The 13,583-nt window shown below is 65.1% G+C and carries 10 protein-coding genes; 3 read left to right on the top strand and 7 right to left on the bottom strand.

Annotation, left to right across the window (positions count from 1 at the left end; genetic code table 11):
- Positions 1-27 precede the first annotated feature (27 nt).
- From A3E77_RS03700 to A3E77_RS03690, 3 genes are read right to left on the bottom strand one after another with little or no spacing between them, the layout of a single operon-like run.
- Complete coding sequence (locus A3E77_RS03700; protein WP_293643498.1) at positions 28-402, bottom strand: P-II family nitrogen regulator; 375 nt, start codon at positions 400-402, stop codon at positions 28-30.
- A gap of 15 nt (positions 403-417) precedes the next feature.
- On the bottom strand, positions 418-2,943 hold the full coding sequence (locus A3E77_RS03695) for a DUF2309 domain-containing protein (RefSeq protein WP_293643497.1): 2,526 nt from the start codon (positions 2,941-2,943) through the stop codon (positions 418-420).
- Complete coding sequence (locus tag A3E77_RS03690) at positions 2,940-4,325, bottom strand: proton-conducting transporter transmembrane domain-containing protein (RefSeq protein ID WP_293643496.1); 1,386 nt, start codon at positions 4,323-4,325, stop codon at positions 2,940-2,942. Before A3E77_RS03690 ends, A3E77_RS03695 begins: the two co-directional genes overlap by 4 nt.
- A 106-nt stretch (positions 4,326-4,431) precedes the next feature.
- Between A3E77_RS03690 and A3E77_RS03685 the strand changes: the two genes are divergently transcribed.
- Positions 4,432-5,298: a LysR substrate-binding domain-containing protein gene (locus A3E77_RS03685; RefSeq protein ID WP_293643495.1), complete on the top strand. Its 867-nt coding sequence runs from the start codon at positions 4,432-4,434 to the stop codon at positions 5,296-5,298.
- A 369-nt stretch (positions 5,299-5,667) separates the two neighbouring features.
- Here the strand turns inward: A3E77_RS03685 and A3E77_RS03680 are convergent, their stop codons facing one another.
- Both A3E77_RS03680 and A3E77_RS03675 read right to left on the bottom strand, forming a co-directional pair.
- Complete coding sequence (locus A3E77_RS03680; RefSeq protein ID WP_293643494.1) at positions 5,668-6,840, bottom strand: tannase/feruloyl esterase family alpha/beta hydrolase; 1,173 nt, start codon at positions 6,838-6,840, stop codon at positions 5,668-5,670.
- A 46-nt stretch (positions 6,841-6,886) separates the two neighbouring features.
- Positions 6,887-7,645 (bottom strand): phytanoyl-CoA dioxygenase family protein, encoded by a 759-nt coding sequence (locus A3E77_RS03675; protein ID WP_293643493.1) that lies wholly within the window; start codon positions 7,643-7,645, stop codon positions 6,887-6,889.
- A gap of 99 nt (positions 7,646-7,744) precedes the next feature.
- Here A3E77_RS03675 and A3E77_RS03670 point away from each other — a divergent pair, with 99 nt between their 5' ends.
- Positions 7,745-8,536 carry a helix-turn-helix domain-containing protein gene (locus tag A3E77_RS03670; RefSeq protein WP_293643492.1) on the top strand — a complete coding sequence of 264 codons (792 nt, stop codon included), beginning with the start codon at positions 7,745-7,747 and terminating at the stop codon, positions 8,534-8,536.
- 84 nt (positions 8,537-8,620) lie between these two features.
- Here A3E77_RS03670 and A3E77_RS03665 read toward each other — a convergent pair whose 3' ends face one another.
- Together A3E77_RS03665 and A3E77_RS03660 are read right to left on the bottom strand one after the other, a co-directional pair.
- Positions 8,621-9,892: an MGH1-like glycoside hydrolase domain-containing protein gene (locus A3E77_RS03665; protein ID WP_293643491.1), complete on the bottom strand. Its 1,272-nt coding sequence runs from the start codon at positions 9,890-9,892 to the stop codon at positions 8,621-8,623.
- Positions 9,893-9,915: 23 nt separating this feature from the next.
- On the bottom strand, positions 9,916-12,486 hold the full coding sequence (locus tag A3E77_RS03660) for a TonB-dependent receptor (protein ID WP_293643490.1): 2,571 nt from the start codon (positions 12,484-12,486) through the stop codon (positions 9,916-9,918).
- 149 nt (positions 12,487-12,635) lie between these two features.
- Here A3E77_RS03660 and A3E77_RS03655 point away from each other — a divergent pair, with 149 nt between their 5' ends.
- A complete protein-coding gene (locus tag A3E77_RS03655; protein WP_293643489.1) occupies positions 12,636-13,538 on the top strand; it encodes a LysR substrate-binding domain-containing protein in 903 nt (300 codons plus the stop codon).
- The last annotated feature ends 45 nt before the right edge of the window (positions 13,539-13,583 follow it).

The following is a 13,583-nucleotide window of genomic DNA, read 5'->3' as shown; positions in this document are numbered from 1 at the left end:
GCAACGACGGCCGTGCGGCCGCGCGTTTCAAAGGGACGGTCCACGGGGTGTGCTACGCGCGGGCGAGAAATAGTCAGACCGCATGACCTCGACATCGGACAGAAAGGTCACTCCCGGACGGCTTTCGAATAGGCGTGACAGGCCGCCGGCGACATCGGCGATGACCGCCTCGTCGCCGACGCCCACGAACATCACCAGGCCGCTTTCATCGTTAAAGATCGTCCTGCCCTGATGAAAGCCGTGATGGCCCATTCCGGCAACGTCGCGGATCATGGTCCAGCCGCTGACGCCGGCCGCGCGCAGCAAGTCTTCCACCATCGTTCGATCCTCCGCCCGCATGACGATTTCGATCTTGCGGCGCCGGTGAAGCGGCAGGGGCAAGGCATTTTGCTTCATGGTCATGATCAAATCTCCTCCTTAACAATCGACACAGAGAAGGTTCCGGCCTTCGCCGCAGTCGGCGCCGTCTTCGCGCCAGCGCCGCGCGCGCGCCGTTTCGGGATCGATCACGATAAGTTGCACCCAGCCCTTGCCGAACAGTCGCCGGAGGATGTCGCTGGTCTCGACGAGCGCAGCCACGCGATCGAACGGTGCATGAACGATGGCCAGCAGACGCTGCGGAACGTGGTGCGGAAGTCCGTTGTCGCGAAAGAGCGACTGGCGGGGCAGGCCGATCTTGAGATCGCCGCCGTTTCCCTGGACGACGCCAATGCCGCCGATGACATTATGGGTGACCTTGTCGCCCGACCCGTAACGCTCGTTGTCGATCGTGGAAAAGAGATATTGGCAGTTTATCCACTGCGCCACGACCATTGGCGCCGTCAGAATCGTCGCCAGCGCGCTGCCGTCGCGGTCGGCCCGCCAATCGTAGCTATGGAGGAAGGCGCGCCCTTGAAGGTCGATGGCGCGGGTCAGGTCGCGCGGGCCGACGATGAAGGCGGCATTCCCGGCAAGACCCCATTCGGGCCTGACTTCGCCCCAATGCACGGCGCCCGTCAGCAGGTCGCCCGGCGCTCGGTCCAGCGACCGGGCGCGGCGGGCGCGGTTGGCTCCGGCGGCACGCGCGAGACTTGCTGAAAGCGCGGCGAGGTCGGCGGCGTGGGTATCGGGTATGCTATCGGCATCGAAGATCGTCACCTCGTCCGTCGTCGTGTTATGTTCTGCAGCCAGAAAATAGGTGGTTGGCGGCAGCTTGAGGCCTTCCTCCGCCATGCCCGAGCGCACATCTGCATCGTTCAGCATCGCTGCCAGCAGTCGCGCGTTCGAGCCGCCCGCATGGCCGCTGCAGGCGCCGCAATCGAGCGCGGCCGCATAGGGATTGTTGACCGCGCTTGCGCCATGTCCCGTCAACACGACAAGCCGTGCCGTATCGGGCCGCATCCCGGTCAGGCGGAACAAGGCAGAGGCATAACCGACCTTGTCGGCAAGCGAGACGCCGGTGTGATTCGCATAGCCTTCAGGCGCGGGCGCGAGAGCGAGCTGCCGGCGCTTGCGGAGCGTGGCGGCCGCGCGGCTTGCCGCGAGCGGCGCGAAGGTCCGCGCCAGCATCAGGGCTGCGGCGAGCGGTCCGGTCGCCTCTGCAGCGGCAAAGGCAGTTGCCGGGCCAACTTTCGCAGCCGCGAAAAGATCGCTGGTGCAGGCATCGCGACGCGCCCCGTCAGCGATTGCCTCCGCTTCGCTTTCCCGGCCGGGGACTGGACGCTCCGAAATGTCGTGCCGGGGCGAGAGAAGCACCGGCAGCAGGCGGGCGCGATGCGCGCCGGCGAAGGGATGCAGCGCAATGGGCAAACCGAAAAATCCGGCATAGCCGAAGGTTTCATAATTGCCTTCTGCTTCCAGAGCTCGTCGGAAGGGCTCCGAGCGCACGTCGATGCATAAAACCAGCTGGGCATCGGGCCGGAGGGGTGGGTTGCTGGTTCGAGCGGCCCTTTGCAGTGCCGGCATCAGGCCGTTTGCATAGCTCCGTTCGGCGGCCGTCATGAACAAGGCACCAAGCGCGTCGTCATCGACGCGCGCCACCGCGTCGAGCCTTTCGGCATTGCGCGCGTCGAGCGCCTTGGCGGTCAAGCCGAAGTGGGCCAAGAGCGCGGCGCGCCTGTCTTTGCCGGCGGACGGCGCGGGGGGCAAAGCGGACACTGCGTCGGCGCGCGCCAGCAAGATCCAGAGCGCGGCGAGATCGGCCATAGTTGCCGGGACATCGGCCACGCGGTCAGGGTCGGCATGGTCGGTGCGCCAGCGGATATGGCCAGCCCATCCCGGGAGACGTGCCACCAGACCCGACAGATAGGCGAGTTCGTCGACCGGTACTTCCAGACTCGCCAGCCCCTCGGAAATGGCCTCAAGCGGGTCGCGCGGGACGCTCAGCAGCAACGCTGCGCCCCGCGCGCCTGTGAGCGTCCGGTAATCAGGGTCATACGCTGCCATCGCCAGCACGGCGCGATAAAGCCCGAGGTCGCGGTACGGCAATGGCATCGTCGTCATGCCATGGTCGAAAAAGGCGCCGCACCATTTTGCGATGAACGCCGCATCAGGGCCAAGTCCGTCTTTCCGCTCGGGCTGGTCGCCGGGTTCGATCGCCAACAGGCACGCCATCAGCGCGTCGAGCATCGTTACGCCGGGCGCAATAGGCGCGGCGGCGTGATAGATGCCGCCCAGATGTGCGATGGCCGCATCGCGCAAGGCGGCTTCGTCGATGCGGTCATTTTCGTAAAGCCGCCGCCAAAGCGCGAGCGGCAGCGTGCGGCGCGCGCCGAAAAGCTTCGATGCTTCAGCCACGGCTTGCGCGAACGGCAGCTCTTCGAATCTCGCCAGCGGGTTGACGGCAATCGCGCTTTCGAGCGGCCAGAGCGGCGCAACCGTGCGCGCGGCGAGCGCAACGAGCCCGGCGACTTCGGTCCGGCCGAGCCGTTCCCCTGTGCGTTCGATTGGAGCAATCATGTTCATGCGAGATCTCCGGTACGGTGGGCGGGAAGGGAGCCGGCGTTGAGAAGGCGGACGTAGAGCGCCGGGGGAAGCGCTGCGCCGCGCGCCATCCGCGCGGCTTGGAAGAGCCATGCGATCAGAAAGAGGGCGGCAATCGCAATCAGCAAGGGTGACGGAAGCAAGGGTTCGGCGTGCGCTTGATAAAGGCTGCCGATCAGCAAAAGACCTGCTGCGTTTGCCGCGATCAGTGCCGTGACCAGACCGACCAGCCATGCGCGCGCGCGGCGCGAGGCGGGAGCGCCATATCCTGCAATCAGCGTAGCGGCGGCTGCGGCCACGGCGAGGGTTAGCGCCACCAGGTCGCCGCCCACTTCGGCTTTGAAGGCCATACAGGCGCCGGCGCACAGCGCGAGGAGAGCGGCCATCAGGACGGCCGAGCGGGAAATCGGAGCCCGCTCGCGTTGGCGCATCCCGATAAGCGAACCCGCCCCGAGAAAAAGCCAGGCCTTGAACAGTCCGTGCGCCACGATATGCCAGAGCGCGGCGGCATAGGCGCCAAGGCCGCAGCTCATGATCATAAACCCCATTTGCGATACGGTCGACCCGGCTAGCGCGCGCTTGACGTCGGGGCGGACGGCCATGACGCCGAGGCCCCACAGAGCTGCGAAAAGCCCCAGGCCGACTGCCGCATAGCGCGCCGCAGGCGCTGCCTCGAGGACCGGTGCCAGCCGCAGCAGCAAAAAGCCGCCGGCATTGACAAGCCCCGCGTGCATTAGCGCCGACACCGGCGTTGGTGCTGTCATCGACGAAAGCAGCCAAGCCGAGAAAGGCGGCAGAGCGCATCGCGCAGCCGCCGCGATCACGAGAAGCAGCGCCGCGAGGTGGCTAGCGAGAGGAGAGAGGCTGCCGCTTCGCGAAAGTGCGGCGTTTACATCGGTTGTTCCGCCATGTCCCCCGACAATCGCAAGCGCGGCGAGCAGCGCGAGATCGCCGATCAGGAAGGTCCGCCGCGCGCGCATGGCGGCTTCGCGAGCTTCGGGGAGGGCATCGGAATGACCGATGAGACTGGCCAGCAGAAGTCCGCTTGCTATCCAGGCGGCGCCGAAGGCCAGCAGATCGTCCGTCAGGACGAATAGCAGGACCGATCCTATCAGCAGGGCGATCCGCGCGAAATAGGATGCTCGCCGACGATCAGTCCGCATATGTCTACACGAAAAGGCCGCGACGATGGTGCCCACGAACATGGTCAGCAGAGCAATGACGAGTTGAAGGGGAGAGAACGCCAGGCGGCCGTCAGCCGCCAGCAAAGCCAATCCGGCGATTCCGATAAGGGCGATCCAGACGGGCGGGCGCACGCCCGGAAGCGTCGAAGCGGCAGCATTTTGGGCGGTGTTGTCGGACATGCGACTTCCTTTCGCCGCCGCCAATGGCGCACCGCCAAAAATTGACAAAACGAGTTTTTAAAATGTCATTCATTGACAATTACAATGGCTGCGGCAAATTCCTGCCATGACCGGCACGCTAAACCTCGATCTTGATTTGCTCCGCTGCTTTGTGACCATTGCCGAGGTGGAAAGCTTTACCCGGGCCGGCGACCGCCTTGGCCGAACGCAATCGACGATCAGCTTGCAAGTCAAGCGGCTCGAGAGGCAATTGGGCAGGGCGCTCTTCGCGCGCACCCCCCGGTCGCTCAGCCTCACCGAGGAGGGCAGGCGCTTGCTCGGTCCGGCGCGGCAGCTGCTGCGTCTGAACGACGCGGCCATCGCCGAGCTTTTTGAGCCCGATATGGCCGGACGCGTCCGGCTCGGGGTACCGGAGGATTTTGCCACTGCGCATCTCCCTGCCGTACTGGCGACCTTCACCAAGGCGCATCCGCTCGTTGAGCTCGAGGTGACTTGCGATCTCACGCTCAACCTTCTCGACAAATTTCATGCCGGCGCATTCGACTTCGTGCTCGTCAAGCGTGAGCCTTCTGCGCCGCTTGAGGGCGTGCGGGTGTGGCGCGAGCCGCTGGTCTGGGTGGCCCGCGATCAGTCGGCTGCAACAGGCCTCGCGAGCATTCCGCTCGTCGTCTCGCCCGAGCCTTGCGTTTATCGCAAGCGAGCCGTCGATGCGCTCGAGGCGATCGGTCGCGACTGGCGCGTGGCCTATACTTCGACGAGCCTCGCGGGCAGTCTTTCGGCGGTGAGCGAAGGCCTCGGCATTGCAGTGCTCCCTCGCGAAATGGTGCCGCCGCACCTGACCCCGATTGCCGGAGAAGCCGATCTTCCGCTGCTTTACGACACCGAAATCGCGTTGATCGAGGCGGCGGGCCTGGCCGACACGGCGCACCGCCTTGCCCAACATGTTGTCGCCGCGCTTGAACGCGGTAGCTAGGACCAGACGGTTCGAGTCGGCGCAACAAATGCGGGTCGCTGGAGCCAAGAGGCAACCCGATGATGCGTTTGACGGCGGCTAGCGAATTGACGGATGGCCCATCTGCCTAAGGGGCGTTCGATCGGTTTTTGCGATTGACCTCTAAAAAGGCGACTGACCGCTACCGGCCATTGTCCCTTGCTTCGGACGCGCGTGTCCGCTTCCTCAATGGAGTCATCGCATTAAATGGCGGCGATTTATCACGCTCAATCGGCCGGCGATCATCCTTGGTATGCAACCGCGGTTCGGTGATCTTGTTGGTCGTGCTGCCCTGTGCGACGGCATTGGGCGCTCGCTCACCGAGATGGAACGACAAGGCGCGCTCGGCGCTCAGCGAAGCGGGCGGATAACCGTGCGCTTCGTCCCGGCCTCGCTCTTGAGCGCCGCTGGCGCGATGCCGCGTTCGACCCAAGCTTCGAGCGCCAGCCGCACGTCGTGCTCGCGGTCCTGGTGCACCGCGGGCGCGTCGAGCGACTGGCCGAAACTCGTCGCCGCTGCGCCGCCTTGGCAATGCGACATGCCGGGAATAATGAACAGGCGATAGAAGTCGGTGGTTTTGCCGCGCGTCGCGGCCTGCACCGCACGGTACCAGTCAACCCCGAGGCCGGGCGCGATCACCGGGTCCGACTGACCGAAATAGGAAAGAATCTTGCCGCCGCGATCATGGAAGCCCTGCAGGTCGCCCGGCTTGATGTCGAGTTCGCCAGCGAGGGTTTCGTCGCTGAAATGCCCCAAGAGATGCGCGCGCGACTGCTCGGCAAAGGTCAGCTGCGACTGCGCGGCCGTGTCCGGGTTGGCGATCCAGTACGCCCAGTCTTCCGCAGTGATCGCTGTAGGAGAATATCCCGCTGCGATGATCGCATCGAGCGTCGCCCGCTTCTGCGCGGGTAACTTAGCCTGCGTCCGCTCGGCGGCTCCAAGCCACCCGCCCGGCGCCCGCATCGCATACTGTATCGCGCCGAAATTGCGAAACTGCCGCGTCCACGGGTTCGCTGGCGCCCCGGCGATGATCCCGCTCCAATCGTCGGGCCAGCGCGCCGCCGCCATCAGCGCCATCCGCCCGCCGTTCGAACAGCCCATGAAATAATGCCGGATGGGCGCGCGGCCATAATAGGCCCCGACCAGCGCCGCGGCGGCATCGCGCGTCGCCTTGATCGACCGCCAGCCGTAATCGGCAAGCGCGACCGAATTGCCCGGCGCCCAGCTCGCATCGAAGCCATGGCCGCGATGCCCCGTATCGGTCGCCGCAATGGCATCGCCGCGCCGCGCGCCCTCGTCGAGCGTCGGCAGGTGGATCGCTCCCGCGAACCCGCCATTGCCGATCTGGTAATAGCGTCCGCTCCAGCGGTTAGGGGCGGGCAAGTACACGCTGAAGCGGATGTCCGATCCCGGTACCGGGTGCGCCGACCCGTTGACCCGGCAGACGCCGTCAGACAGCACCGCGCTCTCGACGACCGCCTTGTCGATCGTCAGCTTCGCGAGGTTCGCGCAGGGGTCATCCACGAGCGGACTGCCGAACGACAAAAGCAGCAGCAGCCAGGCGAGGACGTCAGGCAGCTTTCTCGTCTTCCCACGCGAATTTGAACGCGCCCGCGGTCGGGTCGACGCCGGCGAGCATCATCCCCTGGCCGCGCGAGCTATGCCGGTCGTTCAGCGGCACGTCGGCCGGATCGCGGAGCTGGATGAGCAGCGTCGTACGCGGCTCGTCCGACGTGTTGAGGCCAGATCCGTGGACGGTCAGATAGTGGAAGAACAGCGCATCGCCCGCCTTCGCCGGCAGGGGGGTGGCGCCCTCGATCGGGTAGGTTTCGGTCGAAGCATGATGGTCGGCGCCCTCGGCGGGAAGCGGGCCGAGCTTGTGCGTCCCCGGATAGACGCGCAGGCACCCCTTCTCTTCGGGTGCATCGTCGAAGTGCAGGATCACCGCGATCATCGAATGGTCGCGATGCGGAAAATAAGGATAGTCCTGATGCATCGGGAAGGGCGAGCCCTTTTCGGGCGGCTTGATGAACATCTTGTTGTGATGAAGCTGGACGTTCGGGCCGATGATGTCCTGCGCGATCTCGGTGAGGCGCGGGTCGGTGAGCAGGCGCGTCACCATCGCCGACCGGAAATGGACGTCGTGGCAATGGGTGATCGTCGTGCCGCTGCCCCGCACACTGTCCCATGTCGCGTCGCTGTTGCCTTCATTGTCGGCGATGCGGTGCATTTCGGCGCGGAAGGCCGCGGCCTCCTCGGCGCTGAACAGTCCGGGGACGAGGACATAGCCCTGATCATCGTAGAATTTTTTCTGCTCTTCGCTCAGCATCGCCGCGGCATCCTCATAGTCTCGATATGGCCTGATGGTGCCGCTTCCGGTCGACCATCGCAATTGGCGTGCGCCTAATCTTGTGGTAAAAAATCGAACATGGAAATGATCGATCTGCCGCTGGAAGATTTGCCGCGCATCGCGGTCGCCGGGCAGTTCCTGCTGGCGGATCGCGGATTTGCGACGATCCATCAGGGACGCACGCACGCGCTGCACCTTCACGGTTATACCGGCGAGATGGAGCTGGCGGGAAAACGCATTCGGATTGCGCCCGGCGATGTGACGCTCAGCCCCGCGGGCCTGTCTTCGAGCTACGACCTTGCCGGGCCGGGCACGCATTGGTGCATCCATATCGAAGCGGGCGATGGACGGGGGACGCGCGCGCCGGTCGCGCTGCACGTGTCGGACTGTGGCGCGCTCCGCGAACGGTTTGCACATGTCAGCGGCCTCTTCGCGACCGCGAGCGACCCGATCGCGCATATCGCGGCGCGGCTCGCGGCGCAGGAACTGCTGGTGACGCTCGCGCGGCGTACCGATCCGTTGCCGGAAGATGACGCTGCAGCGCGCGCCGCCGAATATATCGACCATCATTTTCCCGAAGCGATCGGCGTGCGCGAGGTCGCAGCCGCGGCGGGCCGTTCGTCCGCTTACCTCGCGCGTCTTTTCCGCGGCCGCTTCGGCACCACGGTGCCCCACCGCCTGCTTCAGCGCCGCGCCGAACATGCACGTTTCCTGTTGGAATCGACCGACCTGCCGATCTGGCGCGTCGCCGAGCGCTGCGGCGTCGCCGATGCGCAGCGCTTCAACAAGATGGTGCGCAGCCTGCTCGGCGCCAGCCCGAGCGCGGTGAGGGCGCGGGTCCGGGGACCGGTGGTCGATCCCGATCGATAGCGTGCAAAATGAACCCCGGCGAAAGCCGGGGTCCAGGGTTGGGAGGGTAAATTGGGGGGGCCGGCTTCGCCGGGGTTCAATATATCAGCGCCACGCCAGCCAGATCGCCGCGGTCCACGAGAAATCGTCGCCGCCGCTGCCCGATCCGTCGACGGGGCTGTACGCTTCGTAGAAGCCGTTGCGCTCCATCAGCGCCAGCGTGTCGTGGCGGACGCGCGCCGCCTCGGCATCGAAGCCCGCTTCGGCCAGACCGGTGCCGATCATGTAGTTGACCACCGCCCACACGGGGCCGCGCCAGTAGCGGATCATCTGGAAGCCGGGATCCTCGGGGTCGAGGCTGGGCATCAGATATTCGACCTTGCTGCCGATACGGTGCAGGTGCGCGAGCATTGCGGCATCCTTCGCCGGGTCGGCGAGCCCGGCATAGAAGCTCAGGAACGAGGCGCTGGTGATGAAGCCCGACGAGCGGCCGGTGAGCAGGTCGCGCGAGCACCAGCTGTGCTTTTCCTCGTCCCACAACCAGTCGATCCCGGCTTCGGCCGTCGCGATCATCGCGCGGATTTCGGCGGCTTCCTCGTCGCGGCCGAGATAGTCGGCGAGGTGCAGCAGGTCGCGGTTGGCGCGCAGCAGGATCATCGACATGCCGATGTCGGCGACCTTGAACGGATTGCCCGCGGTGATCTTTGCATGGTCCCAGCCCTGCGCGACGCCATATTGGACGAGCGCGAGGTAGCGGTCATACTCGAGCTTGGTCGGACGCATCTTCGCGTCGAGATGGCCGGTGTCGCGGCGGACATATTCGCCGACGTTCGAAATATCGATCGGCTCGCCGGGAATGTCCCATTCGGGCGAATTGTCGCGGCCGGTTTCCCACGGATGCATGGCGACGACGACGCCGCGGCCGTCAGGGTCGCGATAGTCGCGAAACCAGCGGTGCCAGGCGATCAGCTTGTCGAACAGGCTTTCGAGGCGCAGGCGATAGGCGTCGTCGGCGTCCGCCGCGATCGCGCTGTCCCACAGCTTGCGGACGACCGTCGCCGCGACCGGCGGCTGGGTGATGCCCGAGGTGACGGGGGTCTTGCCCGTCGCCCAGACCGAGGGTCCGGGGAAATAGCCCGGATCGTCCTGCCAGAAGACGATGTGCGGCAGAAAGCCGTCGTCCCACTGCGCGTTGAACAGGGTCTCGACTTCTTTCCACGCGCGGTCGCGATCCCAGGTGTCGAAGCCGAGGGCGACGAAAGCCGAGTCCCAGTTCCACTGGAAGGGATAGACCCGGCCGTTGGGGACGGTGTAGCCGCCCCGGTCGTTGGCAGTCAGGATGGCGCGGGCACCCACGTCAAGCGTTTCGATAGTCATTGTCGCGGATGCCCGTTTTCTCGTCAGAAGTTGAAGGTTGCGCGTGCGGTGATGCGGCGCGGCAGGACCGGACGGCCGACGAAGTAAGCGCCGCCGACGGTCTGGTTGTTGTCGAGACGCGGCGACCCTTCGGTCGTGGCGTCGGTGTCGAACAGGTTGAACACATTGACCCCGAGACGCAGGCTCTTGTTGCCCATCGGCACCGTATAGCCGGCGTCGAGGTTGACGATATTCCATCCGTCGAGCTTGATCGAATTGTTCGACGCGGTGAAATTGTCGCCGGTGTAGTTGGTGAAGAAGGACACATCGAGCGCGCCGTCGTCGTAATAGAGGCCGGCGTTGTAGAGGATCTGCGGCTGACGCTCCAGATCGTTGCCGATGATCGCCGGGTTCGAGGTCGGGACACCGCCGACGTTCGACTGGAACTCGGTATATTTGGCCTTCTGCAGCGTGAGGTTGCCGTTGAAGCGCAGGTTGGTGAGCAGCTTCAGGTCGAACACCGCCTCGACGCCGTAGGATTCGGTCGCGACGAGGTTGACGAGCTCCTGGAAGCCGCCGCCCGGCGCGTTGACGAACAGGACCTGACGGCGGTTCTTGAGGCTGGTGTAGAAGGCCGAGGCCTCGAGGCTGAAGGCCGGCTGGCTGACCTTGATGCCGCCCTGCACCTGTTTGATGATTTCGCCCTCGTAGCTCTGCGTGCCCGGCGAGGCGCTCGCATTCGCCGCGGTCCCGGCAGGCAGCGGCAGGAAGCCGACCGCGCGCACTTCGGGGAAGAAGTAACCGCGGCTCGCATTGAGATAGAGGCTGACGTCGTCGGTAAGCTTGTAGAGGCCACCCGCAGCGATCGCCCATTCGGTCGTCGACACCTTGCCGGTCAGATAGCCGTCATTGCCCCATATCACGTCGCGCAGTGCGCCCGACAGGTTCGGCGTCGTCGCGTCGGTGACCGTCGTCGAGGTGCGCTCGCGGCTGATGTCGCCCTTATAATGTTCGACGCGGCCGCCGATATCGAGGTTGAAGCGGTCGCCGATCTGCATCTGGTCGGCGAAATAGACCGCGTAACGCTCGGCTTGGTGCCGGTTGTTCACATAACCGCCGCCGGCGTTGAGCAGGCCGTTCCGCGAAATGACCGTGGTGGCGCCGCTGATCGGGTTAGTGACGGTCAGATTGACGAGCTGCGGCTGGTTGTTGAACGCGCCGAGGAAGGTCGTCGTGACATTGACGTCGCTAGCGACCGTATCGGCGTAGAAGCCGCCGAGCGTGAAGCTGTGCTCGACGCTGCCCGTGGTCGCCTGCTTGGTGAGGTTCAGCTCGGCCGAAAGGTCGTGCATCGGCCTGTTGCGGTCGGTGAAGCGGTTGGCGAAGAGGATCGCATTCGCGGGCACCGCGCCGCCACCGACATAAGTGAAGCTGGCGTTCGCGGCGGTGATGCCGTTCAGCTCGGGAATCTGGCCACGGCGGGCGGCGTTGGTGACGAAGGCGCTCAGCGTCTCAGGGACGTTGACGACGCCGTCGCCGTCGGACCACAGGCCGAATTTATGCTTGTAATCCGAGTATTTTACGCGGCCGTTGATGCCCCAGCCGCTGTCGCCGAAGTCCTTGTCAAACGCGATCGCGACTTGGCCGCCCTTGCTCGTCACGCCATCGGTGATGCCGGTGGTGAAGGCGCCGTCGGGGGTGTTGAAGCCCAACCCGGCGACGTCGGGGGTCAGCAGCTGATAGACCTTCTTGCCGTCGTTGCCCGCGACGCGGCTGCGCGTCGTGCCGTCGAGCGGGACGGGCAAATAGAATTGCGCCTGATCGTCGATATACTGGCCGTAAAGCGTGATCGATCCGCTGTCGTCGGGGAACTCGTACTTCAGGTTACCGCGGATCTGGAAGCCTTCGGTATCGAGGCCCGTCTTGATCGGGCCGTCGTCTGAGCGGTAGAAGCCCGACAGCGCGAAGAACAGATTTTCGCCGAGCGGCCCGCTGACCGCAAGGTCGCCGCGATAGCGGCCCTTTTCAGCCCATTCGATCTGCGCCGTGCCCTCCAGCTCGTCGCGGCCGGTCTTGCTGATATAGTTGATCAGGCCCGCGACCGAGCCGGGGCCGAACAGGTTCGACACGCCGCCGCGCACAAACTCGAGGCGCGAGATGCCGAGGTCGTTGCGGTAGTAAACGTCATAGGCCGACGAGTTGAGGCCGAACGTCGACATGACGGGGACGCCATCGTACATCAGCGGGGTGAACTGATACTGGCCGCCCGAAGGCAGGCCGCGCACGAACACGTTCGATGCGACCTCGCCGCCGCCGGCATCGGCCTTGATCGTCGGGATGCTCGCAAGGATGTCGGCCTGGCTGCTGACGCCGAGGCGTGCGAGCGAATCTTCGCCGACCGAAGTGACCGCGAGCGGGGTGTCGAGTGCGATACGGCCGCGGCTGGTACCGGTGACGATGATGGTGTCGGCGTCGTCCGCGACGGCCTCGTCGGCGGGAGCGACCTCGGCGTCCTGTGCCCAGGCCGACTGCAGCGGAATCAGCGTCGCGGCGAGCGGCGCGGTGCAGAGCAGGGCGTTACGGAAAGTGCGCGAAAAGCGGCGGCGGACGGTCATGCTGGTCTCCTCCCATAGGTCTCTTCCGGCCTCTGACAGGCCTTTGTCATAAAAACTGAAGGGCGAGGCCGGTTGACGAAAGCCCGTATTGTTGCAACGCTGTGTTGCTAGCAATGGCACTATAAGCAACAATATTACGGGAGATTCCGATGCTCGATCTGGGCGATCTGCAGGTCTTTTCGAAGATCGTCGAGACCGAAAGTCTGACCAAGGCGGGGCAGGCGCTGGGGCTTCCCAAGTCGACCGTCAGCCGGCGTATTTCCCGTCTGGAAGAGAATCTTGGCGTTCAGTTGCTGCACCGCTCGACGCGCTCGGTGACGGTCACCGAGGACGGCGCGATGTTCTTCGAATATTGCCTGCGTTCGCTCGGGGTGCTGCGCGACGGCGAGCGCGCATTGCAGAATCGCCAGAACGTCCCGCGCGGCGTGGTGAAGATCGCGATCCCCTATGTGCTCGGGCAGAGCCTGATCGGTCCGCTGCTTGCAAGCTTCCTCGATCTCTACCCCGACGTGCGACTCGTCAGCGTGATGACCGACGATGCCGTCGGGCTGCTCCGCGCCGGCTTCGACGTCGCGCTCGCGGTGGGCCCCTTCGCAGACTCCGAACTCGTCGCGGTCAAGCTCGGCGTGACCGAATGCGGGCTGTTCGGCGCGCCCGGCTATTTCGAGCGCAAGGGCATGCCGCAGAACCATGTCGAGCTGCCGCGCTTCGACCTGCTCGCGACCGGCACCGTCGACCGACGCCACCGCTGGCCGCTCCACACCGAGACCGAGCAGGTGACGGTCGAATTCTCGCCGCGCCTCGTCTGCAACGACCTCAATCTGCTCCGCCACGCGGTGCGTTCCGAACTCGGCATAGCGACGCTGCCCGCCTTCCTTTGCAAGGCCGATTTGGCCGAGGGAATGCTCGTCGAGGTGCTCCCCGGCTGGCAGGCGCCCGACATGAGCTTCTATGCGCTGTTTGCCGATCCCAAGGGCGTGCCGGTGCGCGTCCGGTCGCTGATCGACTATCTGACCGAGAAGCTGAGACCCACGCTTTCGTGGGAAATTTAGCGCCGTTGCGAAAAACGGAACAAATAGTTCCACAATCTGGCGCTA

This window comes from Sphingopyxis sp. RIFCSPHIGHO2_12_FULL_65_19 (assembly GCF_001830555.1).
Lineage (GTDB): Bacteria > Pseudomonadota > Alphaproteobacteria > Sphingomonadales > Sphingomonadaceae > Sphingopyxis.
This window is presented reverse-complemented; position numbering and strand designations above follow the sequence as displayed.